Here is a 26,248-nt window from a genome sequence, read left to right as displayed (position 1 = left end):
AAAACACTTGAAAGCGTAAGAAATAAAACGAAAAATAAAGAAGAAATTCTCTTGTTCATAGGTCAAATTTATCGGTTTGCAAATATATTGAAATTATTAAAACTTACCAATACAAAAAATTGATTTTTATCAGTTAATTTTCAGGAGCGGTTTAAGAATCGTATTACTTTAAAGTATAAGGCAAAAGAAGTCACCAAAAAGATCCCGATTAGAAATAAGAAATTGGTTTGGCTGGTTTCTAAATTAATCAACCAGTACCCTACCCAGATGATGTCTTTGAAAATATTGATGACCAGAAATAACATCGCGGGATTATCGGTTTTCATTAAATACTTTTTGAAAATGTAGAAGAGAATGACATTTAAAAAAGCCGCAGACAGGAATAATAAAGATATATTTACAATATTCATGGTGCAAAAATAAGCAAGTTTATTATAATTGAACGAAATTCCTTATTTTTGCAAATCTTAAAGATAAATTATGTTTAATAGCTTACAGGATAAATTAGATAAAGCGCTTCAGAATATTTCGGGGCGCGGGAAGATTTCAGAAATTAACGTTGCCGAAACGGTAAAGGAAATTCGACGTGCGTTGGTTGATGCCGATGTTAATTACAAAGTAGCGAAAGACCTCACCAAAAGAGTTCAGGACAAAGCACTTGGTCAAAATGTACTGACGAGTTTAACGCCGGGACAGTTGATGACCAAAATCGTTCACGACGAATTGGTAGAATTAATGGGAAGCACCCATGAAGGAATCAATCTTTCTGGAAAACCAAGTGTAATCTTAATTGCCGGTTTACAAGGTTCTGGTAAAACAACTTTCTCTGGAAAACTAGCTCATTATTTAAAACAAAAGAGAAGCAAGAAACCACTTTTGGTAGCGTGTGACGTTTACCGTCCAGCTGCTGTTGAACAATTAAAAGTTTTAGGTGGTCAGGTTGGTATTCCTGTTTATACTGAAGAAGGTGCTTTGAATCCTTCCTCTATTGCTGAAAATGCAGTGAAGTTTGCGAAAGAAAATGGTCATGACGTTATGATCGTAGATACCGCAGGACGTTTGGCTGTTGATGAAGCGATGATGAACGAGATCAAATCCATTCATTATTTCATTAAGCCAGAAGAAACATTGTTCGTTGTAGATTCCATGACCGGACAAGATGCCGTGAATACTGCAAAAGCCTTTAATGATGCTTTGAATTTCGACGGAGTTGTTCTGACGAAATTAGATGGTGATACGCGAGGTGGAGCTGCTCTAACAATTCGTTCCGTCGTTGAAAAACCAATTAAGTTTATTTCGACGGGAGAAAAGATGGAAGCACTCGATGTTTTCTATCCGGAAAGAATGGCGGATCGTATTCTTGGAATGGGTGATGTTGTTTCCTTAGTTGAAAGAGCGCAGGAACAGTTTGACGAAGAGGAAGCTAAAAAACTTCATAAAAAAATTGCCAAAAATGAATTTGGTTTTGATGATTTCTTAAAACAAATCAATCAGATCAAAAAGATGGGTAATATGAAAGATTTAATGGGCATGATTCCAGGAGTTGGTAAAGCCATTAAAGATGTTGATATTCAGGACGACGCTTTTAAACATATTGAAGCGATCATTCATTCGATGACGCCGGAAGAAAGAAGACGACCTTCGATCATCAATACTCAGCGTAAAAACAGAATTGCAAAAGGAGCCGGAAGAAAGATTGAAGATGTAAATGCTTTGATGAAACAATTCGAACAGATGGGTAAAATGATGAAAATGATGCAAGGACCGCAAGGAAAACAAATGATGGAAATGATGAGCAAAGGAATGCCGAAAGGAGCCGGAATGCCGGGCGGTAATTTATTTGGTAGATAAGACATTAAAATTTTTAAAATTGAAAAATCCTGTATAATTAATTATGCAGGATTTTTCTTGATATATAGAAATTGTGTTTTAATTGGATATTTTCTTAATAACAAATTCAGCATGACTACTACTCAAAAGACCTAAGCTTAAGCCTCCACTATTCAACTCAAAGGAGAGACGGTCTCCAGCATTTAATTGATAAACACTATTAATAGAAGTTTCTGACACAATTAAACTCAAGACAAGAGGTACGCTTACGCCACTAAATTTTCTCGAATCCAAAACATTATAGGGACCGCTGGTCGGATGCCGTAAGATGCCGATACTTGGCACTCCACCAAAATTTAAAAGAGATGCCAGCACGCCACTTCCATATCTAAATTGATAATTAATCTCATAGACTCCAGTAGAAGGTATGGTATAAAAATCCGTTGCAGCGTCAAAATTCGCATCTTGATTAATAGGAATATTAGCTGATGCAAAATTTATCTTTCGCCAGCCTGCAAATAAGCTTCCGGATAAAAGGCTCACTCCATTTCGCTCAACTCCTTTTGAAATAGTTTTTTCCGCTGTGACCGTAGCTAAATTACCATTAATTTTATGTACTTCATTGGTAGCATTGTCATGAACTAAAAAGTCGTACGCAGAACTCACAGTTGCGGGATCAACCGTTCGTATAATAACATTACCATTAACATCTAATGTTGATTGGGGATCTGTGGTGTTGATTCCAACTTGTGCATATAATAATACAGTACTTGAAATTGCTAGAAGAGCATACATCTTTTTCATATTTATTTTAATTATTTGGTTGTCGCCTCAAGTTAGAAAAAAACATCTACATAACAAAATCTACAACAATAATTCATTAAATTTAAATTAAAAATAACACAATAGCATTATTAATATTTATAGTTTATTATTAGTGTCTTTTTAACGTAAAATTTGATAATCTAGAAATATTTTAAATTTAATATTGAAAATTTAGAATCACATTCATTTTTTATATTTATATTCTCAGTTTATTCATAAAAAAACCTGAGGAAATTCCTCAGGTAAATTTTACGATCTTAAGTTGCTTACATTAAAATCTAATTCCTAAACCAACATTAAATATATTGAAGGGTAATTTATCACCCGCCGGACTTTTAAAAGCTTCATTTAACTGAAAAGCATATCTTGCTTCGATTAATAGCCCAGAAAATAAATCGGCTCCTAACCCAACAGCAGCACCGAAATTCGTTTTACTACTAGAAGAGCTGTCATTCATTCTAAAAGCGAATTGCGGACCGGCCTGAATATTTACCTTCGGAACAAAATAAAACTTCATCATTACCGGAACCTGGATGTAGGAATCGTCATGAATCTTTACATAATTTAAAGCAGGTTGTACTTTTGCAAAACCAGGAATTCCAATTTCAGAAAACAGACCGACATAATAACCCTGCGTTAAGTTATCCCATTTACTAGATACAACGGCCGATGAAAATCCACCATTGACTCCGAATTTAATTTGCGCATTCATCATTCCAAAACATCCAATAGCAAACGCTAGTACTACTCTTTTCATAAATCTTAATTTTTCACAAAAATATCAAATAATTACTAGACTACACCATGCCTACTGCTTTTTAGCTTAATTTTAAGGTGATTTTTTGTACGAAAAAATTTTATAATAAAACTTTAAACAATTCCTTATAAAAAGTACAGTTTGACATTAAATAATTATTTTACTAAAAAAAAGTAAATAATTCAGTAAACTATTTTTGCGGAAAACGGACCGTTAAGTCTACAATTTAAATTAAGTAAAGCAATCGGGAATATACACCTTTATCTGCCAGCTGAAATCTATTTTGAGTTAAAAAAAGACCTGAAAAAAAGACCAATCCTGACCTAAATTCGATCAAATGATCTTCAATCAGGAGCTGAATTAACAATAAAATCCCTCATGAAAAAATCCCGCTAAAAGCGGGATTAATAAATCGATATATTTTTATTTAGAATTTGTAAACCAATCCTAAAGAAATATTGTTTAGGTCTAAACCAATACCGAAATTATCAGTAGCGATAGCACCATCAACGTCAGGCTTTACAGATGAATAATTAATAATTCCCCAAGTAGCTTCTAAAGCAAAGTTTGGTGAAAGAAAGTAATTAATCCCTGGAGCAAGCGCGACGTTAAATCCATTTGCTTTACTATCAGTTGAAATACTTCCTGCTTTTACTGTATTTTTTGCGTTAGCATAGTTTGCAGCTAATTCACCAAAGATAGAGAATCTAGATGCAGGCATCCAGTAATATCTACCAAATGCTCCGATTGCGAAAGTATTAACCTCATTAGAGAGTTCTACATTTGCTACCGTATTTTTGTCTGTTGAATTTATGTAACCAACTCTTGCTCCAAGCGCAACGTTAGATGTTACAAAATAGCCAACACTTGGCGCTATAGTAAAGGTATTGCTTTTTACATCTCCCGTAGTTTGAGAATTAAATCCTACTGCTCCGGTAATGAATGTATCACCCATATTAAATCCAACTGTCTCAGTTTCCTGTGCATTCATGCCTGCGAAAAGTGCAATTGCACTTGCTACTAATACTTTTTTCATGTTTATTCAAATTATTTATGACGGCAAAAATAATTAAACATACGTTTAAGAACCAAGCGAAACTGATTAGGTTTTTGAAAAACTGATTTTTTTCATATTTGACTTTTTTATCACTGTATAAATTTTTTCTCTATAAATTTTTCACTTAATTGAAAGCTTTTAAAACCTATAACTATTCTTCCCGCTGCCTTTTTTCTTCTGCGCCATAGGCGTGAATAATTTTTCTAACGATTGGATGTCTCACTACATCTTCTTCTGTTAAATACACAAAACCTATTTCATCCACTTCACCAAGAATTCTCATCGACTCTTTTAAACCGGATTTCTGACGCATCGGTAAATCGACCTGACTTGGATCACCCGTGATGATGAATTTCGCATTCATTCCCATTCGGGTAAGAAACATTTTCATTTGAGAATGCGTCGTATTTTGGGCTTCATCCAGAATAACAAATGCTTCATCTAAAGTCCGTCCTCTCATAAACGCAAGCGGCGCGACTTCTATGACCTTTTTCTCAATAAAACTTTCTAATTTCTCATGCGGAATCATATCCCGCAGTGCATCATATAATGGCTGTAAATAAGGATCTAGTTTTTCTTTTAAATCTCCCGGTAAAAAGCCTAAACTCTCACCTGCTTCAACAGCTGGTCTCGTTAAGATGATTCTCTTGACTTCTTTATCTCGCAAAGCCCGTACGGCTAATGCAACACTCGTATAAGTTTTTCCGGTTCCGGCGGGTCCGATGGCGAATACCATGTCTTTGGTATCACATGCTTTCACCAATTTTTTAAGATTCGTGGTTTTCGCTTTAATGATTTTTCCACCAATTCCTTTTACAATAATGTCCTGATCGAAAACCATTTGTTTTTCAGCTTCATCTTTGATATCCAGGATGCTTTCGAAATCTTTTAAGGTAATCGAATTGTTTTTAGAAATAAAACTCACCACATCATCTAACTTAAGCTTCAAGATATCCAACACCTCGCGCGGCCCCAAAGCAAGAATAAAATGATCTCTACCCGTTATTTTCAGCGTCGGAAATTTGGACTTTAATAAATTAAAATATTGATTATTAACTCCATAAAAAGTCTTGGCATCAATGCCTTCAATTTCGTATTTCAGTTCAAACATATATCACCTGTTTTAAATATTTATTTTTATTAAATGTATCGATTTTATTTGAAATAGGAGTTTAACTTTTCCACAATGGTGCTTAAAATATTTTTTTTACGCTAAATTTGTGGTTTCCTAAAAATACAGATGGCAGTTATTACTTTTACTTCAGATTACGGATTGGTCGACCACAGAGTTGCGGCAGTGAAAGGTGCTATTTTAAAACTAAAAGAAGAGCTTACGATTGTTGATATTACGCATCAAATACAAGCCTACAATCTTCTGCAGACCGCTTATGTCGTAAGAAATGCTTATTCATTTTTTCCCAAAGGAACGGTTCATATTATCTCCGTAGATAGCTTTTACACCAAAGAAAGAAAATGTATTCTTTACAAAGCAGATGATCATTATTTTATCGCTGCTGATAATGGACTTCTAAGTTTGATTTTCTATGATATTAAACCAGAAGAAGTGTACGAAATCACGTTCAACAATCGATTTGATGATGAAGTCCGGTTTACGTCCACCGATATTTTTGCACCTGTTGCGGTACATCTTCAAAATGGAGGTTTGCCAGAAGTTATTGGCCGCAAATTTAAAGATCCGAAACAACTTTCTTTTCCAAGGGCTGTATTTAATGAAAGCGAAAAAATGCTGATCGGAGAAATAATGTACATCGATAATTTCGGCAATGTGGTATCGAATATCTCCAAGAAAAACTTTGAGAAAAGTAGTGTTGGATTTGAGAGCTTTATTGTGAAATTTAGAAATTTAGCATTGTCCAGAATTCATGATCAATATACCGACTTGGTGAATGACTGGAATAAAGAACAGGAATTTCATGGAAAAGCGGCTGCCGTATTTAATGATGCCGGTTTGTTAGAATTAACCATTTACAAAGGAAATGGTGAAAGTGGCGCCAAAACGCTATTCGGTTTACAAGTAGGCGAAAGCATCTATATTGAATTTCAATAAAAAATTGACATAAAAATAGCCGACGTTTTAAATGCCGGCTAATTGATATGTTAAAATTCTTCTTTTATTTCTTAATAATTTTCTTGATCACCGTTTCTTTTGCGGTTACAATACTTACCATATAAGTTCCAACCGGTGCAGCAGAAAGATCTAATTTTTCCTGTATGCCCGTAGTATTATTAACGGTTTTAATTAATTTTCCTGACGCATCAAAAACCTGATAAGATTGAATTTGATCTTTAGAAACAATCGTGAAAATTCCTTTGATACCGCTTGGCGAAATTGAAATTCCGTTATTACGCAAACTTTCATTGGTTGCTAAATTTGAACAGCCAAAAGTGGCCACCCAACCTGCGGCATTATTCTGACCGTTTGGCGTAAATCTAAAGGTGATTGCACCTGTTGCATGGGTTGATTCGAATGGACCAGGAATCGTATTTCCGCTGATATTGGTACCACCCGGAAATCTTGGTGAAGCTAAATTGGGTCCATTATAAATAATGACATTATCAGCACCCTGTTCTGTAGCAAATTGAGTAAATGTGAGTTTTAACTTGTCCGTAGAATTAGCTGGATAAAAAGTTTTTATCATTGATTGAGCGTCCAGGTAATTTCCATCTTCGCCACCAGAATCTGTGAATTTCACTACTGAGCACCAATCAGCATTGGTTAACAAAAGTTTTTCTGAGGCGAATGCTTGCGGACCTGAACATGCAGTACCAACAGCAATAAGATAATAAGTATTTTCTTCTAAATTATTAAAGTTAAGCACTTTATCGTTGGATATTCCTTCAGAAACAATAGTTCCATCTGGCTTCGAAAGTCTGTACTTCCAGCTAGTACCAGCATTATCGCTTATGGTTGCGGTAACAGAGGTTTTGGTTGGTTCACTCACCGTTAAACCAGAAATAGTTACTGTACATGAGGAGATACAATCACTACCCAAACATCCACTTGTATTGATTTTATTTCTAATAAGTGCTCCTGGCTGTTCACCAAATCCATTGGCAAAATTAATCCCAACACTGCTTAACAAATGACAGTAACTCATAATCGTTCCGCCTTCTGATGGTAATGGTCCTGTACAACCTTCATCATTCCCTGATTGTGGTCCGCAGCCATCAATTGCCGTATTATTACCATTCCAGAAACAGGCATGGGTGTGTGGAGAACCTAAGCTGTGTCCAAGCTCGTGCGTCATCGCTTCAATATTCCAGGAAAATGTAGGAACATTGGCATAGCTTAAAAATACATCTACATAAGAATAGTTATTATTGGTACACAAGGTATTCAAAAATGCAACTCCACCACTTACGGGACTTTGATATTTTATTAACTGCGCAACATCACCATTAAAAGTGGGTCTGCCAGATCTAAACTGATTTAATTTAGCTAAAGTTCCTGACCCAGTATAAGGATCCGCAGAAGTCCAAACAAAAACTTCGCTTAAGGCTACCGTGATTCCATCATTATTATAAAGCGTCGAAATATTATTATGCATTGCCGAAACCCAGTTGATCACATTAGCGACCGAAGAACCTTTGTTCGTATAGATCGTGTAACCCGTTTCATAATAAATTCTTACACAATTATCTGTTTTTTTAGCAGTCATGATCGCCGGATCATACGAAGGTCCTGGCGAATTTTTATTTTCTAAAATTTCATCTGCTGTACAGGCGAAAGGATTTGAGCCTTTTAATTTTTGATCATTGTAAGAAATAAAATCTTCGGAATGTTTGGCTTTACCTATGACGATATTTCCGACATTTTTAACAGAGGTTACACCAACGACATCATTATTAAAAAAACTAATGGCTACCAAAGATTCATTATCACCCTTTACAATTCCCTGGTAATAAACACCTGGCGTGTAAGCAACATATCCTTTATCGGTATTCACTTTAAAATCTCTGGTGTAAAGATCATTTTTCACCAATTCGAGCGTAATAGTTTTGCCTTCAAACGGAAAACTCATTTCTAAAGCATCAGGTCTTTCCGTTGAAATCCTGTTAATTTCAGATTTGTTGATCGTCATTACCGTGATATCTTCTGCGGCCGCCTTATATAAAGCTTGCTTTTGTGCAGATTGATTCAATGCAAATAAGTCATATTTGACAAATGATTTGTTTGCCATTTTAGCATCTTTAACTTTTTGAGGAATCGGTTTTAAATCTTGCGAAAAACCTAAAGCAAAGAATACCAAACTGAACAACAATTGGAAAACTTTTTTCATAATACGTACTATTTAATTTAATATTTTACAAAAAAACCAAAAAAATTCGGAATTAGCCCTAAATATCGAAAATTTAATTTTAATAAAAAAGTCATCCTACTCCAATTTATCAATTCTGATATAAATCCATTATCTTTGCCTCTAAATTTTTCAGATGCTTTATACCATTATCAAAGCTGTTCACATCATTTTCATGGTCAGTTATTTTGCGGGAATTTTCTATTTGGTTCGACTCTTTGTCTATTATAAAGATACTGATGAGTTTGAAGAAAATAAGAAACAGGTTCTTCGCGAACAGTATGTTTTTATGGCCAGAAGATTATGGAATATCATTACCATTCCGGCTGGCGTAATTATGCTGGTCTCAGGAATCACGTTGATCGTTCTCAATTTTGGTTTGATGAAAACTCCTTGGTTTCATTTGAAATTAACCTTCTTATTAGGACTTGCCGCTTATCATTATTGGTGCTGGAAAAAAATCCTACAGATTAAAAATCTTAATGGAAATGTTCTTCCCATTGAAAATATCAAACTACGTCAGGCGAATGAGATAGCGACTTTTATTTTATTTTCGGTCGTCTTTACCGTTATTTTAAAATCAATGGTGATTGCATTTTGGTGGCAATTAATTGTCGGATTTATCGTTTTGGCAGCTTTAATAATGATGACGGTGAAGTTGGTGAACAAAAAGAAATCTTGATAACTCTATTGTGAATGGTAAATGGTCAATTGTGAAGAGTCAATATCCTTATCATTAAACTAAAACATATTTCCTACAATCTTAAATTTTATGTTTGCACTATTTAAAAAAGAACTTTGGACTTATTTCGGAAACTGGAGCGCCTGGTTGATCATTGGTGCATTCAGTTTAATAGGAACGCTTTTCTTATTTTTCTTTGATAATGATTCAAATATTTTCGAAATTGGATCGGCAACTTTACAGAGTTATTTCGTCTTGGTCCCGTGGTTATTGATGTTTATTATTCCAGCAATTGCCATGAAAACTTTAGCTGAAGAACAACAGTCGGGAACATTGCACTGGCTATTTTCGCAACCGATTAAAATTTCAGAAATTGTTCTCGGTAAATTTCTAGCCGTTTGGTTGGTCGGAATTTTATGTTTGTTACCTTCTTTAATTTATTTATATACTGTTTACGTCTTAGGCGTTCCAGAAGGAAATATCGATTTAGGTGCAACCTTCGGAAGTTATTTTGGCTTAGCGATTTTGATTGCCGCTTTTTCTGCAGTCGGAATTTTAGCTTCATCACTTTCGAAAAATCAGATCATGGCGTATTTGCTTGGCGTCTTCTTATCCTTCTTTTTATATTTCGGAATCGAACAATTAGCGAGTTATAAATTGTTAGGCGGAGCAGATTATATTCTTTCAAATATTGGATTCTATCAACATTTTCTGACCTTTACGAGAGGACTTATTGATACCAGAGATATTTTCTATTTCCTCTTGGTGATTGGAATCTGTCTGTTTCTCGCTAAAATTTTTGTAGAAAAGAAAAAGTAATTGAATTTTTATCGCTTTTAAAAATGAACAAAAAAAACCTCATCTATAGTATTCTTGCGCTCGTTTTGTTATTAGGAACTTTCGGGATTTTTTCTATGCGTTTCGATTTAACACAAGAGAAAAGATATACGCTTTCTGATGCGACCATTATGGTATTGGAATCGGTTGAAAAACCTTTGACTTTTGATGTTTACTTGGATGGTGATTTCCCCGCAAGTTTCCGTCAGTTGCAGAACGAAACGAAATTTATTTTAGAAGAATTTCGAAAAGTAAATCCTAAAATCGATTTTAAATTCATCGATCCCATTAAGACCAAAATGTCAAAAGATACTTTGGCTGCCATGGGAATACAACCGTCGATTTTACCCGATATGAAAGAAGGGAAAATGTCTGAAATCGTAATGTTTCCGTACGCTGCCATTAAATATAATTCTAAAGGAGCTTCGATTCCTCTAATTGTAAATTTATCTGGAATTGATGCTTCTGAACAGCTCAGTAAATCGATTGAAAATTTAGAATATAACTTTGTTTCCAGTATTAAAAGAATCACAGCCGATCGCAAAAAGAATATCGGAATTCTCATTAACCAGGATGAACTTCGCCCCGATGAATTCCGTGGTTTTATGGAAATGGCTTTAGAGAATTATAATGCCGGACCCATTATTCCCAAAAATCAAACAGAACTGACCTACGAAGATGTTCTCCAACTTCATAACATGGATGCTTTGGTCATTGCAAAACCACGAAAAGCTTTTACTGAAAATGAAAAATTAATTCTGGATCAATACATCATGAATGGTGGAAAAACATTGTGGATGATCGATGCCGTGAATGCCGAAATGGACACGCTTTTTCAAGCTAAGAAAATCATGGCTTATCCGATGGAGACGAATCTAACTGATTTCTTTTTTAATTATGGAATTCGATTAAATGCAGGTTTGGTAAAGGATATGAAGAAATCTGCGCTTATCAGGATCGTGTCTGGTGAAGTTGCTGGAAATCCTCAATACAGTAGTTTCCTCTGGCCCTACTTTCCGTTAGGAATTGCTGAAAATAAAAATCCGATCACGAAAAATATCAATCCGGTAAAATTTGAATTTCCATCATCGATCGATACTTTGGGTAGAAAAAACATTAAGACTAAAGTATTGTTTGAATCCAGCGAAAGAACCAACATCAAACAAGTTCCTAATTATGTTGAGTTGGCAGAAATTGTACAAGTCGACTCCCTCAATTATCTGGAAAAGACAGCTGAACCTAAAATTTTCGCAGTGAGCTTAGAAGGAAAATTTAATTCTGCTTACGCAACCAGAAGTGAAAAAAACATATATCCGAATTTTAAGGCACAAAGTCCAGAAAATAAAATGATCATCATCGCGGATGGTGATATCGGTCGAAATCAAATATACAAAGGCAATCCTCTCCCACTCGGCGAAGATCTGCTCACCAAACAATCTTATGGCAACGAACAGTTTTTAAGAAACGCTTTAGATTTTCTTTTAGATGATTCTAATTTAATGGAACTCAGAAACCGAAATATCGAAGCCAGATTACTCGACCGACAAAGAATCGACGAAGAGAAAACCGATTGGCAATGGATCAATTTATTGGTGCCGCTGGCAGTTATTATTCTGTTAGGAGGATTCTTCTACTGGTGGCGAAAAAGAAAATTCGGCTAAATCAAAAACCTTCAAGAATACAATCTTGAAGGTTTTTTTTTCATTTTCGTGAAACATTAGTTTCTACTGAATGAACAAAAATAACGGAGCTAAGGATTTTGTCATGAAAAAAAACAATCTGGGAATACACTTTTAACAAAAAATCTAAAAGCAAACATCAAATCCTAGGCTCCATTATTAAGTTAAATATCTAACTCACTGCATCGTGAGCGCTCAACATATTTTTCGGATCTAGAATTTCATCCAGTTTTTCTTTCGAAAGAATTTTTTGTTCCAAAACTAATTCATACACAGTTTTTCCTGTTTCCATGGCTTGTTGAGCAATCTTTGTACTGGCTTTATATCCAATGTAAGGATTCAATGCAGTTACAATACCGATGCTGTTCATGACTAAATTTTTACAAACATCTCTGTTGGCAGTGATTCCATCAATACATTTTGTTCTCAAAGTATCCATCGCTCTTTGCAAATAGATCATTGATTCAACGATCGAGGCACAAAGTACGGGCTCCATTACATTCAATTGTAATTGTCCTGCTTCTGCCGCAAAAGTTACCGTTAAATCGTTACCGATCACTTTAAAACAAACCTGGTTTACCACTTCTGGAATCACAGGATTTACTTTTCCTGGCATAATAGAAGAACCGGGTTGCATGGCAGGAAGATTAATTTCATTGATACCTGTTCTCGGTCCTGAAGAAAGCAATCTTAAATCGTTACAGATTTTAGAAAGTTTCACTGCCAAACGTTTAAGAGCTGACGAGTATATTAAATAAGAACCCGTATCTGGTGTAGCTTCTACCAAGTTTGGAGCAGATACAAAAGCTTCTCCGGTAAGTTTAGCCAATTTGTCTGCACAAAGTATAGCATATCCCTGTGGAGCATTAATTCCTGTTCCGATTGCAGTACCGCCCATATTGATTTCTAAGAATAAATTAGAAATATTATTTAGAAGCGTAATCTCTTCATCTAAATTAGCAGCGAAGGCTCCAAACTCCTGACCCAAAGTCATCGGAACTGCATCTTGCAACTGCGTACGTCCCATTTTAATGACATCACTGAACTCCTCTCCTTTTTTTCTAAATGAACTATTCAGTTCAGCTAAATGTTTCACCAAAATCTGATTCATTCTGATTACCGTAAGTCGAACGGTGGTAGGATACACATCATTGGTAGACTGCGAAAGATTCAAATGATCGTTCGGATAACAGTGTTGGTAATCTCCTTTTTCGTAGCCCATGATTTCTAAAGCACGATTGGCAATAACTTCATTAGCATTCATATTCACGGACGTTCCTGCTCCACCCTGAATCATATCTACCGGAAATTGATCGTGGAATTGACCATCGATAATTTCCTGACAAGCTTGAGAAATTGCAGCCGTCATTTCATCATCTAAAAGACCCAGTTCATGATTGGTTTGCGCAGCGGCCAGTTTTACATAAGCGATCGCTTTTACAAACTCTGGATACTCTCCCATTTTGTTACCGGTGATGTAGAAATTGTCTACCGCTCTTTGAGTTTGAACTCCATAATAAGCGTCTTTAGGAACTTGTAATTCTCCTAGTAAGTCGGATTCTAATCTATAATTTTTCATAATAATTGATTTTGAAATATTAATATTTATTTATTTATTTTTAATTTTCGTTGATGCTTAAATTGAATTTGTCAGTGTTTGACAGAATTTTTAAACACCTATTGATTTCTGTTTGCTTTTTTAGAAGGCTTTAATTCTATACATCACTCCTAAACTAACTCGATCAGTTCTATAATCGTGTAGAGAAGGAATTGCTTCCGTATACACATATTTTCGACCGATGTAGGCTAAGAAAATCCGTAAGTCTTGATCTTTAAAGGGTAGATATTCAACTCCACCCATGTAACCGTAGGCTTTTCGGAAATCATCATCGTAATTCTCTACGTTTTCCACAGAGGTGGTTTCATACATTCCTTTGGCGAAAATATTCCATTCCGGTTTTGGCTGAAATTCTGCTTTCAAAATCACCGTATTATAAGTAACGTCTTGAAATACTTTCTGATTGTTAAGCGCCAACCATTCGGCTCCATCTTTTGTAGCGATTCCCAATCGGTCTATCTTTTCATCAGCATTCATATAATCTAAAGTTAACTGAAACTGCTTCAGATTATATTTGGTCCCCATGGTAATCATCGAAGAATAATTATTTTCAGCTTCTGTCTGAATACCGTACGCCCATCGGGTCTGAAAACGCTTGTCGAGAAAACTACCATTCCAGTTGACGATATAAGCAAGCGGATTGTGAGACTGTTCAATTCCCTGCGCTGACAAATCACCGTAAATATCATCTAAGTATGAGTTTCTGCTATTGGTAATTTGAAACTGAAATTCTTGATCTTTAATGGGCGTATAAATAATTGCTCCTCCCATCATACTGTTGTCCATTGCGCTAATAAAATCAGCATATTCGTGAACATTGATGGCATTCTGATCAAATTCAAATCCGCCCCAGGCCTGACGCTGTTTCCCAGTGATAATGCTAAATTTATCATTGAATTTATAACCTACATACATGTAATCAGTGGCTTTACCGATATTATCTAAAGACTGTGGATTGGTAGATCTGTTCAACCTTTGTCTGAATCGATAAAATATTTTATCTGTAAGATTACCTTTAATTTCTAATCGAAATTGTCTTGCTTTGAAGGCCATATCGGCTTTTCCATCGTCCTCTGTTATGACGTCAAAACTGGACTGTATATGGAAATAAATATTGAGTTGGTCGTTATGTCTTTCCAGAAAACTAATTTTACTGTCAGCCTCCGTGCTGGTGGGATTATCCTGTGCATAGACGCCCAGAGAGAATAAAGATGCAAGGGCGACTGTTATATATTTTTTCATGATGTTTCTCTTTTAATGTTTACATAAAACTGATGATGAGATATCCTACGGCGATGGCAACTATGGTAGATACAAATCCTGGAATCTGGAACGAGTGGTTGATTACATACTTACCAATTCTGGTGGTACCGGTCCGGTCGAAGTTAATTGCGGCGACTACGGTAGGATAATTTGGTAAGAAGAAATAACCGTTCACTGCTGGGAACATTGCCAGTAAAGCCAGTGGAGGAATTCCTAAAGCCAATCCCAGTGGGTAAAGCGTACGAACCGTCGCAGCCTGGCTGAACAAAAGGATCGACATTACAAATAGGGCAAAGGCAAATAAGAAAGGATAAGAAGTAACTACGCTTTGAATGTGCTCTTTGAAAAATGCGAGGTTACCATTAAAGAACGTATCTCCCATCCAGGCAATCCCGAAAATTGCGATTACTGCCTGCATTCCTGCGATAAATATACTGCCGTTTACAGCTTTGGTGACATCAGCTTTAGCGAATATCAGAATTAATCCAGCGGTAGACATCATCACGATCTGAATGATCTGCGCCATGGTTACTTTCACTATTTCGCCATCAATAAGAAATGAGGGACGTAAACTTGAGATTGAACCAAATAAGACTACAGAAAAAACACCCATTAAAAAAAGTACTACAGCGATAAGCGGACGCGTGTTGCTTCCTTTTTCATCAGAAACCACTGAGTGATCTTTCGTTTCAATTAAACCTTCTTGAAGTCTTTTAAGATAGATAGGATCTTTTTCCAGATCAACTCCTACAAAACTCACAGCAAAAGCTCCTGCAAGAACTCCTATGATTGTTGCTGGTACACAGACCATCAAAATGTCAATCATTTCAATTCCTTGTCCACCCAATAAACTTGTACTTAATAAAGCTGCGGTTGCTGCTGAAATAGGACTTGCGGTAATCGCTTGCTGAGAGGCAATCACCGAAATACTCATCGGGCGCTCCGGACGAACTTTACTGTCTGTTGCAATCTCCGAAATAATAGGTAATAAAGAGTATGCGATGTGTCCGGTACCTGCTAGAAAGGTAAATACATAACATACAATCGGACCTAGGAAAGTAATTGATTCCGGGTTTTTCCGAAGAATTTTTTCAGCGACCTTGACCAGATAATCTAATCCACCCGCTGACTGAAGTGCTGAAGCCGCAGTAATCACTGCAACAATCATTAGCATGACTTCTATGGGAGCTTCTCCGGGTGGAACGTTAAATACAAATACCAGAATGGCCATTCCGATCATTCCAAATATTCCTAAACCGATTCCGCCAACTTTGGCTCCTACAAATATAGCGGCTAACACTACTATAAGTTGTAAATATACTGCGTATTCCATGTGCTTGTTTTTATTTATGTAAAGGTGCGCAGGAATAAATCTGATTCAAATTTTTAGGCTATGAACTATATTTCAGTCGATTGTTAGTTTAGTCACAGAGCGGTGTTAACATTTTTTTTGTTGACTTATCTCACCTCAAGACTTTAAAATTTTTATTTTAATCAGCGTATATTGCTCCCTTATTAAAATACGATGATTGTACCCGAAGCCTATTTAGAAAATCCTATTTTTGATCACTTATCCGATCGCGAAAAGGCGGTTCTGAATTCGAATGCCTCGTTAATGCAATTTGATCAGGAAGAAATGTTTATTAAAAATGAAAGCTTATTGTTTTCAGTATTTTATATTTACAAAGGAGAGGTGAAAATTAAAGACGATAAATGTCGCCTCATCGATCTATATGGAGAGACCGATTTTATAGGATTGCGTTATTTGTTTAATGATGATCCGGTTTTTTTCTCCGCCTATGGAGTAAAAGGCACTCAGGTTATTCAGTTCGAGAAAAATGTTTTTAAGAAATTTGTCACTACCAATTCGAAATTTTTGGTCGATGTTTATAACGAGTCCTGTAATAATATAACTGCACTCACGAGAAATCTTTTGAGTTACAAAGCCCACAAGATCAATGGTGCGCTCGCAGATTTCCTTTTACATTACAATGAAAGAGGTTGCCTTCAGTTTTTGAAACAGAAAGAAATCAGCGAAGTTTTAGGATATTCAAGGGAAAATGTGAATAAATGTCTGAATGAATTTACGTCGGAAGGATACATCAAATACACAGACGAACGCATCGAAATTGTTAATGCGGAAGGATTGAAATCGATTCGGAAATTTGGATAGTTTTAATTAAACATCTTTTATAAAGTCCTCATATTCATAAAAGACTCTTTCAAACCCTTCCATTTTTTCTATAAAAAACTCAAAGATCTCCTGCCATGTATTTTTATTATAAATAGATACATTTTCTTTGGTGATCCAAAATCGAGAAATGACTTTACCGTTTTCTAAAGTATAAAACTCATCCTTGTTAATTTCACCTAATTCCTCTTCCAAGATAGATTCCAGCGACCACATCTTCTCGAAATATGCATTGCGGAAAATCTCATCGTTGATTTCTATATCTAAAGAAACTTCCGCTTTTTTAGCATCAGCATTAAATTTAAAGGAGAAATCTTTAATCTTGGTATTGTACAAAATCCATTTTCTGGGAAAACTTTTCCCAAAGGCGATCCAGAATTCTTTTCTTAATTTTTGTGCTTCTTCTTTGCTAAACATTCCACTGAATTTATGACCTGCGAACTTACTTAAAATATCACATTATAAACAATGCAGGGGGCAATTTTTAAGACAAACCATTTTGCATCTATTTTTCTACTTAAATAAATATTTTCAGTTCTATTTAAATAAATAATATACGTGAATTCGTAGCAAAGTTTGTTGTGTTTAAAACCTTACTTCTCTATCTTCTGAAAAGTTTTACTTAATTTTACATCATGCTTTCTAAAAAATCTCAGTATGCACTCAGAGCGCTTTCCTTTCTCGTGGAGAAAAAGGATCAAGGACCTGTTTTGATTTCAGATATTGCCGCTGAGAAAAAAATTCCGATCAAATTTTTAGAAAATATTCTTTTGGAACTGAAAAAAGCCGAAATCCTGGACAGCAAAAAAGGAAAAGGTGGAGGCTATTTTTTTAATGCCGATCCGAGTCAGGTTACACTTGCTACCATCATCCGTTTGGTGAATGGTCCGATTGCAATGATTCCTTGTGTGAGTCTTAATTTTCACGAACAATGTCTTAATTGCAACCATGAACACTGTGGATTGCATGATGTTCTCATCGAAGTTCGTGATGCTTCGTTAGCGATTTTAGAAAAGAAAACTTTGCTGGATATTACAGATTAAACCACTCGCTTTTTATTTGATTTATTAGTCCACTAATTTGGTAGGGTAATAAATTTATTGCAAATTTGCTGACATTAAATAACGAATTAATGTTCTCAATACCCGAAATTCAGCACATAGAAACCCTTTCTCTCGAGCAAAGTCTTTTTAAAATATGCGAGATGATTCCAGACGGAATAGTCTTTTCAACTTCTTTAGGTCAGGAAGATCAAATCATTACCGATGTTATTTTTAAAAATAAATTACCCATAAAAGTTTTTACACTGGATACGGGAAGATTATTTTATGAACATTACGACCTTCTCGCAAACAACAATTCCAAATACAAAATCAAAACGGAAGTTTACTTTCCGGAAGCACAAGATGTTGAAAAGTTTGTCAATGAAAAAGGAATTAACGGCTTTTTCCATTCTGTAGAAAATAGAAAAGAATGTTGTTACATTCGAAAAGTTAAACCACTCAATCGTGCTTTGGAAGGAGCAAAAGTTTGGATCACCGGTTTGAGAAGTGAACAGTCAGAAAACCGACATTCTTTAAAAATGCTGGATTGGGATGAAACCAGGCAACTCTATAAATTCAATCCACTACTGCATTGGACTTACGATGAGGTTTTAAAATTCATTGACGAACATCAAATTATGGATCTACCTCTTCATAAAAAAGGATTTATCAGTGTTGGGTGCAAACCCTGTACGAGAGCAATTGAACCCGGTGAAGATCCGCGTGCCGGAAGATGGTGGTGGGAAGAATCTCAGAAAGAATGCGGTCTTCATTCAGAAAAATAAAAATTCTAAAACTCAATTATGTCAAAATATCATTTAAATGATCTGGAGCAATTAGAAGCGGAAAGCATTTATATCATGCGGGAAGTTGCGGCTCAGTTTGAAAAACCTGCGCTATTATTCAGCGGTGGAAAAGATTCTATTACGCTGGTTCATTTGGCGATGAAAGCCTTTGCTCCTATGAAAATTCCGTTTCCATTGGTTCATATCGACACAGGGCATAATTTTCCTGAAGCCTTGGCTTATCGAGATTTTTTAGCAAAAGAAATCGGAGCAGAATTAATTGTAAGAAAAGTGGAAGACACCATTCACAAACAAAAACTGACGGAACCAAAAGGAAAGTTCGCTTCCCGAAACTGGCTACAAACCCACACTTTATTAGAAACGATTGAAGAATTTCAATTCGACGCCTGTATTGGTGGAGCAAGACGCGATGAAGAAAAAGCCCGAGCCAAAGAACGGTTTTTCTCTGTTCGGGATGATTTCGGACAATGGGATCCAAAACTTCAAAGACCGGAATTATGGAAAATTTACAACGGACGAATCAACAAAGGTGAAAATGTTCGCGTCTTTCCTATTTCGAACTGGACCGAACTCGATGTCTGGAATTATATTAAAAAAGAAAAAATTCAGTTGCCCTCAATCTATTTTTCACACGAAAGAGAAGTTTTGGAATATGAAGGTCAGCTGATCGCGGTTTCAGATTTCATTCAAATTGATGACAACGATGTTATTTCTACGAAAACTGTTCGATATAGAACTGTCGGCGATATGACCTGTACGGCGGCCGTAGAAAGTAATGCAGCGACTTTAGATGAAGTTGTTCAGGAAATTACCGCTTCCAGAATTTCAGAAAGAGGTGAAACCAGAATTGATGATAAAGTAACCGAAGCCGCCATGGAAGACCGAAAAAAAGGAGGATACTTTTAATGAGAAATTAATATTAAAATTAATGTCTAACAAAATTTGTACAACATATTTTTAACCGCAAAAGAAACAAGAGTATAAGTCTGAAAAAGAAGAAAATCAACAGTTTGCAAAAGTTAGAGGCTTATGTATATTGCTGTTATCAACTTTTGAATTACTTAAAGAATCACTTTTTTCTTTTGATCCTTTTGCGGTAGAAATTTTTTGTAATGTACTAAAATAACAATTGATAAAACAGAAAATGGATATATTAAGATTAATGACTGCTGGAAGTGTTGATGATGGTAAAAGCACTTTAATTGGCCGGCTTTTATACGACAGCAAAAGTATTCTGGTCGATCAACTGGAAGCCTTGGAAAAACAGTCTAAAAATAAAAACTCCGACGGAATTGATTTGGCTATTCTCACCGACGGTTTGCGCGCCGAACGAGAACAGGGAATCACCATCGATGTGGCCTACCGATATTTCTCGACGCCGAATCGAAAATTCATTATTGCAGATGCTCCGGGACACGTTCAATACACGCGTAACATGATTACGGGCGCTTCTAATTCAGATTTGATGATCATCCTCATCGATGCCCGACAAGGTGTTATTGAGCAAACCAGACGTCACAGTATTATCGCTTCTTTGTTGAAAATTAAGCACGTTGTGATCGCTGTGAACAAAATGGATCTGGCGAATTATTCGGAAGAAGTTTTTCAAAATATTAAAACTGATTATCTGCAAATTGCCCAGAAATTAAACCTCAGCAATATTCAGTTTTTCCCGATCTCGGCTTTGGATGGAGATAATATTGTCGATCGATCTACCAAAATGCCTTGGTTTGAAGAAAGTTCTTTATTGGAATATCTAGAGCAAGTCGAAATTAATAAAGAAATCAATCTGGAAGATACACGCTTTCAAGTTCAGTTCGTAATTCGTCCGCAAACAGAAGAATTCCACGATTACCGAGGTTATGCGGGTGAAATCGTAAGTGGAATTTATAAAAAAGGAGATCGGATCAAAGTCCTTCCACAAAATATTGAAACCACTATTTCTAAAGTTGAAACCGGTGGAAAAGAAGTCGACGAAGTTTTTGCACCACAACCCGCGGTAATTCATATTGCAGATGACATCGATATTTCGCGTGGTGATTATTTAGTAAAGGTTGATCAAATTCCGACCGTGGCTAATGAATTCCAAGCATTGGTTTGCTGGATGGATCATAAGGAATTAGTTCTCGGAAATAAATACTTTCTTCAACACAGAAGTAAATTGATTAGAACTATTGTCAAAGAAATCGATTATCAATTAGATGTTAATTCATTAGAGAAAACTCCGACTGATTCGGTAAAATTGAATGAAGTCGTCAAAGTTACTTTAAAAACGGCGAGTCCTTTAGTCTTTGATTCATTCGAAAAAAACAAAGGAACAGGCAGTGCGATTTTAATTGATGAAACCAGCAATTCTACTGTTGGTGCCGTAATGATTCTATAATTCATGAGCGAAATTCAACCTAATAATATGCATCCGCTATTCCTCAATTTGGAACGGATTCCCGTATTATTGGTTGGACATGATGAATTGATTTTCAGAGCCGTAAAGCAAGTCTGCCGAAATTCCATCAATTGCAAAATCAAGATTTTTGATGAAAACATTTCAGAAGAATTAATTGAATTTTCGTCGGACAAAGCCAACATCATGCTTTTCCATCGGAAAATGGGAGAAGATGATCTACAGGATTTTGGCTTATTAATTATTTCTACTGAAGATCACGAATACGAAGAACATCTTCTTCAACTTTCTCATAATAAAAACATACTCATCAATGTTATCGGGAAACCACAGATCAGTGATTTCTCTTTGGTTTCCGTCATTAAAAAAGAAAATATAAAACTGGGAATTTCTTCCAATGATTATTCACCAGAAGTTCAGGAAAGAATTAATAGAATTATCGAACACAGCATTCCATCTGACCTCGAAGAGTTTATTGTAAAGTTGAAATTCGCCCACAAAAATCCTTTAATGAATCGGGAGGAAGAATTGAAAACGCTCGATGCGATCACGGCTAATTATCTAGATCAAAAACATACACATCGACTCGCAGATTCTGAATTCGAAAATTTAGAGAAAATCACGAAAGCGGTTCGCCGTCGTTCTAATATCTATCTGGGAATTATCGGCGTACTGGTTTTAATTGGCGTTCTTTCTTATCTGGTTTTTGAATTTCAATTATTACCAGATATTAATGCATTTCTAAATGCGGACAATCATATTTTCTATAAAATGCTGGCCGTCGGTTTCATCGCAGAATTGGTGGTTGGAAGTACGGGTATGGGCTACGGAATCATTTGTACCACTATTCTTTTAATGCTGAATATTGCGCCACCAATTATTAGTGCAAGCATTCACTCGGCAGAAACATTTACGTCGGCTGCGGGAAGCATCAGTCATTTCCGGCTAAAGAATGTGAATATGAAATTGGTAAAAGCCTTGGCAATTCCTGCAATTATTGGAGCGGTTATCGGCGCATTATCACTCACCTATTTTGGACAACATTATGCGCATATTGTAAAACCAATTATTTCCTGCTACACTTTGTATCTCGGAATTAATATTTTACGAAACGCTTTTAAAAATAATAGAAAGAAAAAACGAATTCAGAAATCTGGTCGAAGTATTAAAGTTTTAGGATTGTTTGGGGGATTTGTTGATTCATTTACGGGTGGCGGTTGGGGACCAATTGTTACCGGAACTTTATTAAAAGACGGACGAACACCAAGATATGTCATCGGTAGTTCTACCCTATCCAAATTTATTTTAACGATTACCAGCGCCATTACTTTTGTAATAACAATTGGGATTCAGCATTGGAATATTGTCCTTGGACTTTTGATTGGAGGAATTGTAACGGCACCATTTGCAGCAATGCTTACGAGCAAAATACCGATTAAGAAAATGTTTGTGGTTATTGGTATTCTTATTATTACTTTGAGTATTATTTCGATTGTGAAATCATTGACTTAACAACATGTATTTTTAAACCACAAAAGTCACAAAAGTTTTTGATCAGTGAAGTTTAAAATAATACTGTTCAAAAGTTTACAATATATGGAACAAAAAAAACCTTCCATGACAGAAGGTTTTAAATATATTCTATAGAAGTTTTTAAATCACTCCTAAATCTTTTCCTACTTTTTCGAACGCAGCAATCGCTTTGTCTAAGTGCTCTCTTGTGTGAGACGCAGAAAGTTGAACTCTGATTCGCGCTTTTCCTTTTGGTACGACAGGGAAGAAAAATCCGATCACGTAAATTCCTTCTTCCATCAAATGTTCTGCCATTTTCTGGGCCAAAGGTGCATCGTATAACATTACCGGAACAATCGCTGCCTCGCCGTCAGGAATATCAAAACCTTTTGCTTTCATTTCTTTTCTGAAGTATTCTGCATTTTCCATTACCTGATCTCTCAAACTGGTGTCGTCAGAAATCATATCTAAAACTTTTATTGCAGCACCAACGATTCCGGGAGCCAAAGAATTCGAGAATAAATAAGGTCTTGAACGCTGTCTCAACATATCGATGATCTCTTTTTTACCAGAAGTAAATCCGCCCAACGCGCCACCTAACGCTTTTCCTAAAGTAGAAGTAATGATATCTACTCTACCCATTACGTCATTCGCTTCGTGCGTTCCACGGCCCGTTTTACCAATAAATCCGGTGGCGTGAGAATCATCAACCATTACTAAACAGTCGTATTTGTCTGCTAAGTCGCAAAGCCCTTTTAAATCTGCTACAATTCCGTCCATTGAGAAAACACCGTCGGTTACGATGATCTTAAAACGGTGGTCTTTTTTGGAAGCCTCGATAAGCTGCTCTTCCAAATCTGCCATATTATTATTCTTGTAACGGTATCTGGCTGCTTTACACAAACGAACACCATCAATGATTGAAGCATGGTTTAATTCATCAGAAATAATTGCATCCTGATCAGTAAACAAAGGTTCGAAAACTCCACCATTTGCGTCAAAACATGCAGCATATAAAATCGTGTCTTCCAAACCTAGAAAACTAGAGATTTTTGCTTCTAATTCTTTATGAATATCTTGAGTTCCACAAATGAAACGTACCGAAGACATTCCGTAGCCATGGCTTTCGATCATGTCCTGAGAAGCTTTCATCACTTCTTTATTATTCGACAATCCCAAATAGTTATTGGCGCAAAAATTTAAGAGTGTTTTTCCGTTGGCTTCAATCACTGCAGATTGCTGTGAAGTAATGATTCGCTCGTTTTTGAACAAGCCGTCATTTTTAATATTTTGAAGTTCGCTCTGTAAATTTTCCAGATAATTTTTAGAAATCATATTTAATTATTTTGAATCGCTAAAATACGAAAAAAAGCACTCTTGCGAGCGCTTTTTTCAGGATGTTATTGTTAACATAAGGTTAAACTTGCCTTGATTATTCTTTGATAAACTTCAAATTCTTGCCAGCAATTTTTAATAGATAAACTCCTTTCGGAAGTGCGCTCACACTGACTGAATTTTTTGATGAAAGAGTTCCCGACTTTACTAATTTCCCCTCAATACTATAAACTTCATACGACTCATCTTTAGTAATTCCAGCTACAGACAGTTGGTCTTTCACAGGATTCGGATAGATTCTAATTTCCGTAGTTGAAACGTCATTAACTGCTAAGATGCCAGTATCTTTCGTTACCGTTGAATTTTTAGTAATGATTTGATTTTCATAATTAAACTGTACTGAAGACACATTGAAAGTAAGCGCTTCAGCAAAATTTTGATTGTTTGAATTATTATTTAAAACCAGATAAGCAACTTCACCCTGAGTTCCGGTTACTTTAATAGGCAAAGGCATTTCAAAGAAACTCACCGATGAATTACTTTGCGTTTGACCTACTTTAAAACGGATAACTTTATCTGGTGTTTGGTTCCATTTAATTTGATAAGTCGGATATCCCTGACCGTAAATCCAATCGTTGAAAAATTCGGTAAAATCTGTTCCTGTAGATTGTAATAATGAAGTCTTTAAATCATCTGTTCTCACATAATTATAAGCAAGATTTGGACGGGCGTGGTAATCTTTTAATGCTTGATAAAACACGGCATCTCCTAAAATCCATTTCATCATTCTTAAAACGTATCCACCTTTTGCATAACTTAAACGTCCACTAAAAACAACATTGTTATTTCCTAAATTAGCATCAGCAACATATACGCTTCCGCCAGTGGAATCGGTAATGTAATTTATTTCTGACAAAAGATAACTCATAAACTGACTGTTGCTCATCAATAACTTCTCATTGGCAAGATGTTGACCGTAGGTTGCAAATCCTTCATTAAGCCAAATGTCATTCCAGGCGCCACAAGTTACTTTATCACCAAACCATTGATGGGCCAACTCATGCGCAATCAGACTTTTACCAAAAGAACCCATTGATGACATGGTCGCATGTTCCATACCGCCGCCCCAGCCAAACTGCATGTGTCCGTATTTTTCGTTTCTGTAAGGATAAGGACCGAAATAATCTTCGAATACCGTCATGATATTTTTGGTCCAATTAATATTAGCCATCGTTGTGCTATTCGCCGCGGTAGAAGGATAAACGTAATTGACAAAGGGGAAAGGCGGACTTCCCATGGTATCATTAAATTTGGAATAATTAGTAATTCCAAGCGCAATCAAATAAGCCGGAATAGGATAATTAGTTTGCCAGAAAGTCAGTTTTTTATTTCCTGGTAAAGTTGTTTCCGAAAATAATTTCCCATTAGAAGCGACATTATATTGAGAAGGTGTTGTGATTTTAATATCCACTTTTTCTATTTTGTCATTCATACTTTGCTTAGTGGGAAACCATTCCTGAGCACCATAAGGTTCCGAAAGCGTGTAAAGAACAGGTGTTCCATTTTGAGTAGAAGTGGTAAATGCATCGCCGGCACTTCCAGAAATATCAGGAGATCCAGAATATTTAATCGATAAAGAATCAATGGTAGAAGCAACCAGCGAAGTTGGGAAATCAATTTTTATTTCCTTGGTTGGCAACTGCGTAAACGTAAGATTGGTGCCGTGGTATTTTACTTCAGAAACCGTCAACACATTAGAGAAATCGAAATAGATACTGGATATATTTTGGTTCGGAACGAAATGGCTTGTCACCGTTCCGCTTACAAAAAATTGCGCTGGATCTAAGTCTAAATCTAAACGTTGGTATTTCAAATCATAATTCAAAGTGTTTGGATTCACATTGTAATTAATCATTTTAGCATATCGTTGAGATTCATTATGAATCATACTCTTTCTTTCTGCTTCTTCGTTTTGGGCGAAAACATGTGCGAAAGATAATATTAAAGCAAGTGTATAAAAATGTTTCATTTCTTCAATTATTAGTGTATAAAGATAAAAAAAACCTTTCAATAATTATCGAAAGGCTATTTTA

General features: G+C 35.8%; 23 protein-coding genes. 11 read left to right on the top strand and 12 right to left on the bottom strand.

Annotated features, from left to right (window positions below; translation table 11 throughout):
• Window positions 1-140: 140 nt before the first annotated feature.
• Window positions 141-326, bottom strand: a complete 186-nt coding sequence (locus tag ACEYOS_RS10935) for a hypothetical protein (protein WP_373709395.1) — start codon at window positions 324-326, stop codon at window positions 141-143.
• Window positions 327-480: 154 nt separating this feature from the next.
• On the opposite strand from ACEYOS_RS10935, the gene ffh reads away from it, so the two are divergent.
• Window positions 481-1,851 (top strand): signal recognition particle protein, encoded by a 1,371-nt coding sequence (ffh, locus tag ACEYOS_RS10930; protein WP_373709396.1) that lies wholly within the window; start codon window positions 481-483, stop codon window positions 1,849-1,851.
• 78 nt (window positions 1,852-1,929) lie between these two features.
• Here ffh and ACEYOS_RS10925 read toward each other — a convergent pair whose 3' ends face one another.
• The 4 genes from ACEYOS_RS10925 to ACEYOS_RS10910 all read right to left on the bottom strand — a co-directional run bounded on the left by ACEYOS_RS10925 (window position 1,930) and on the right by ACEYOS_RS10910 (window position 5,580).
• Window positions 1,930-2,634, bottom strand: a complete 705-nt coding sequence (locus tag ACEYOS_RS10925; protein ID WP_373709397.1) for a hypothetical protein — start codon at window positions 2,632-2,634, stop codon at window positions 1,930-1,932.
• 292 nt (window positions 2,635-2,926) lie between these two features.
• Window positions 2,927-3,412 carry an outer membrane beta-barrel protein gene (locus tag ACEYOS_RS10920; RefSeq protein WP_373709398.1) on the bottom strand — a complete coding sequence of 162 codons (486 nt, stop codon included), beginning with the start codon at window positions 3,410-3,412 and terminating at the stop codon, window positions 2,927-2,929.
• Window positions 3,413-3,839: 427 nt separating this feature from the next.
• Complete coding sequence (locus ACEYOS_RS10915) at window positions 3,840-4,448, bottom strand: porin family protein (protein ID WP_373709399.1); 609 nt, start codon at window positions 4,446-4,448, stop codon at window positions 3,840-3,842.
• A 172-nt stretch (window positions 4,449-4,620) separates the two neighbouring features.
• The gene (locus ACEYOS_RS10910) at window positions 4,621-5,580 is read right to left on the bottom strand and encodes a PhoH family protein (protein WP_373709400.1); all 960 of its coding nucleotides are present in this window, start codon (window positions 5,578-5,580) and stop codon (window positions 4,621-4,623) included.
• Between the two features lie 129 nt (window positions 5,581-5,709).
• On the opposite strand from ACEYOS_RS10910, the gene ACEYOS_RS10905 reads away from it, so the two are divergent.
• Window positions 5,710-6,537, top strand: a complete 828-nt coding sequence (locus ACEYOS_RS10905) for an S-adenosyl-l-methionine hydroxide adenosyltransferase family protein (protein WP_373709401.1) — start codon at window positions 5,710-5,712, stop codon at window positions 6,535-6,537.
• 64 nt (window positions 6,538-6,601) lie between these two features.
• Here ACEYOS_RS10905 and ACEYOS_RS10900 read toward each other — a convergent pair whose 3' ends face one another.
• Window positions 6,602-8,770, bottom strand: a complete 2,169-nt coding sequence (locus tag ACEYOS_RS10900; RefSeq protein WP_373709402.1) for a M12 family metallo-peptidase — start codon at window positions 8,768-8,770, stop codon at window positions 6,602-6,604.
• Window positions 8,771-8,924: 154 nt separating this feature from the next.
• Here ACEYOS_RS10900 and ACEYOS_RS10895 point away from each other — a divergent pair, with 154 nt between their 5' ends.
• The 3 genes from ACEYOS_RS10895 (at window position 8,925) to gldG (ending at window position 11,968) form a co-directional block, all read left to right on the top strand.
• Window positions 8,925-9,470, top strand: coding sequence for a CopD family protein (locus tag ACEYOS_RS10895; RefSeq protein WP_373709403.1), 546 nt, complete (start codon window positions 8,925-8,927; stop codon window positions 9,468-9,470).
• Window positions 9,471-9,560: 90 nt separating this feature from the next.
• On the top strand, window positions 9,561-10,289 hold the full coding sequence (locus tag ACEYOS_RS10890; RefSeq protein ID WP_373709404.1) for an ABC transporter permease: 729 nt from the start codon (window positions 9,561-9,563) through the stop codon (window positions 10,287-10,289).
• A gap of 23 nt (window positions 10,290-10,312) precedes the next feature.
• Window positions 10,313-11,968 carry a gliding motility-associated ABC transporter substrate-binding protein GldG gene (gene gldG, locus ACEYOS_RS10885; RefSeq protein WP_373747915.1) on the top strand — a complete coding sequence of 552 codons (1,656 nt, stop codon included), beginning with the start codon at window positions 10,313-10,315 and terminating at the stop codon, window positions 11,966-11,968.
• Between the two features lie 190 nt (window positions 11,969-12,158).
• On the opposite strand, the gene aspA is transcribed toward gldG, so the two are convergent.
• The 3 genes from aspA to ACEYOS_RS10870 all read right to left on the bottom strand — a co-directional run bounded on the left by aspA (window position 12,159) and on the right by ACEYOS_RS10870 (window position 16,200).
• Window positions 12,159-13,565, bottom strand: coding sequence for an aspartate ammonia-lyase (aspA, locus tag ACEYOS_RS10880; protein WP_373707593.1), 1,407 nt, complete (start codon window positions 13,563-13,565; stop codon window positions 12,159-12,161).
• Between the two features lie 120 nt (window positions 13,566-13,685).
• Entirely contained in the window at window positions 13,686-14,846 is a 1,161-nt protein-coding gene (locus ACEYOS_RS10875) for a porin (RefSeq protein ID WP_373797573.1), read from the bottom strand.
• A gap of 19 nt (window positions 14,847-14,865) precedes the next feature.
• On the bottom strand, window positions 14,866-16,200 hold the full coding sequence (locus tag ACEYOS_RS10870) for an anaerobic C4-dicarboxylate transporter family protein (RefSeq protein ID WP_373707595.1): 1,335 nt from the start codon (window positions 16,198-16,200) through the stop codon (window positions 14,866-14,868).
• 192 nt (window positions 16,201-16,392) lie between these two features.
• On the opposite strand from ACEYOS_RS10870, the gene ACEYOS_RS10865 reads away from it, so the two are divergent.
• Window positions 16,393-17,040, top strand: a complete 648-nt coding sequence (locus ACEYOS_RS10865; protein WP_373707596.1) for a Crp/Fnr family transcriptional regulator — start codon at window positions 16,393-16,395, stop codon at window positions 17,038-17,040.
• Between the two features lie 6 nt (window positions 17,041-17,046).
• Here the strand turns inward: ACEYOS_RS10865 and ACEYOS_RS10860 are convergent, their stop codons facing one another.
• Window positions 17,047-17,475, bottom strand: a complete 429-nt coding sequence (locus ACEYOS_RS10860; RefSeq protein ID WP_373707597.1) for a DUF4268 domain-containing protein — start codon at window positions 17,473-17,475, stop codon at window positions 17,047-17,049.
• Window positions 17,476-17,693: 218 nt separating this feature from the next.
• Here ACEYOS_RS10860 and ACEYOS_RS10855 point away from each other — a divergent pair, with 218 nt between their 5' ends.
• The 5 genes from ACEYOS_RS10855 (at window position 17,694) to ACEYOS_RS10835 (ending at window position 22,820) form a co-directional block, all read left to right on the top strand.
• A complete protein-coding gene (locus tag ACEYOS_RS10855) occupies window positions 17,694-18,101 on the top strand; it encodes an Rrf2 family transcriptional regulator (protein WP_373707598.1) in 408 nt (135 codons plus the stop codon).
• 89 nt (window positions 18,102-18,190) lie between these two features.
• On the top strand, window positions 18,191-18,886 hold the full coding sequence (locus tag ACEYOS_RS10850; protein WP_373707599.1) for a phosphoadenylyl-sulfate reductase: 696 nt from the start codon (window positions 18,191-18,193) through the stop codon (window positions 18,884-18,886).
• Between the two features lie 18 nt (window positions 18,887-18,904).
• Entirely contained in the window at window positions 18,905-19,813 is a 909-nt protein-coding gene (gene cysD, locus ACEYOS_RS10845) for a sulfate adenylyltransferase subunit CysD (protein ID WP_373707600.1), read from the top strand.
• Window positions 19,814-20,051: 238 nt separating this feature from the next.
• Entirely contained in the window at window positions 20,052-21,290 is a 1,239-nt protein-coding gene (locus ACEYOS_RS10840) for a sulfate adenylyltransferase subunit 1 (protein WP_373707601.1), read from the top strand.
• 3 nt (window positions 21,291-21,293) lie between these two features.
• On the top strand, window positions 21,294-22,820 hold the full coding sequence (locus ACEYOS_RS10835; RefSeq protein WP_373707602.1) for a TSUP family transporter: 1,527 nt from the start codon (window positions 21,294-21,296) through the stop codon (window positions 22,818-22,820).
• A 141-nt stretch (window positions 22,821-22,961) separates the two neighbouring features.
• Here ACEYOS_RS10835 and kbl read toward each other — a convergent pair whose 3' ends face one another.
• Both kbl and ACEYOS_RS10825 read right to left on the bottom strand, forming a co-directional pair.
• Window positions 22,962-24,155, bottom strand: coding sequence for a glycine C-acetyltransferase (gene kbl, locus ACEYOS_RS10830; protein WP_373707603.1), 1,194 nt, complete (start codon window positions 24,153-24,155; stop codon window positions 22,962-22,964).
• 97 nt (window positions 24,156-24,252) lie between these two features.
• Window positions 24,253-26,184 (bottom strand): M1 family aminopeptidase, encoded by a 1,932-nt coding sequence (locus ACEYOS_RS10825; protein ID WP_373707604.1) that lies wholly within the window; start codon window positions 26,182-26,184, stop codon window positions 24,253-24,255.
• Window positions 26,185-26,248: the final 64 nt, after the last annotated feature.

The organism is Kaistella sp. (genome assembly GCF_041824135.1).
Lineage (GTDB): Bacteria > Bacteroidota > Bacteroidia > Flavobacteriales > Weeksellaceae > Kaistella.
The sequence above is the reverse complement of the archived record's forward strand: the minus strand, read 5'-3'. Positions and strand labels throughout refer to the sequence as shown.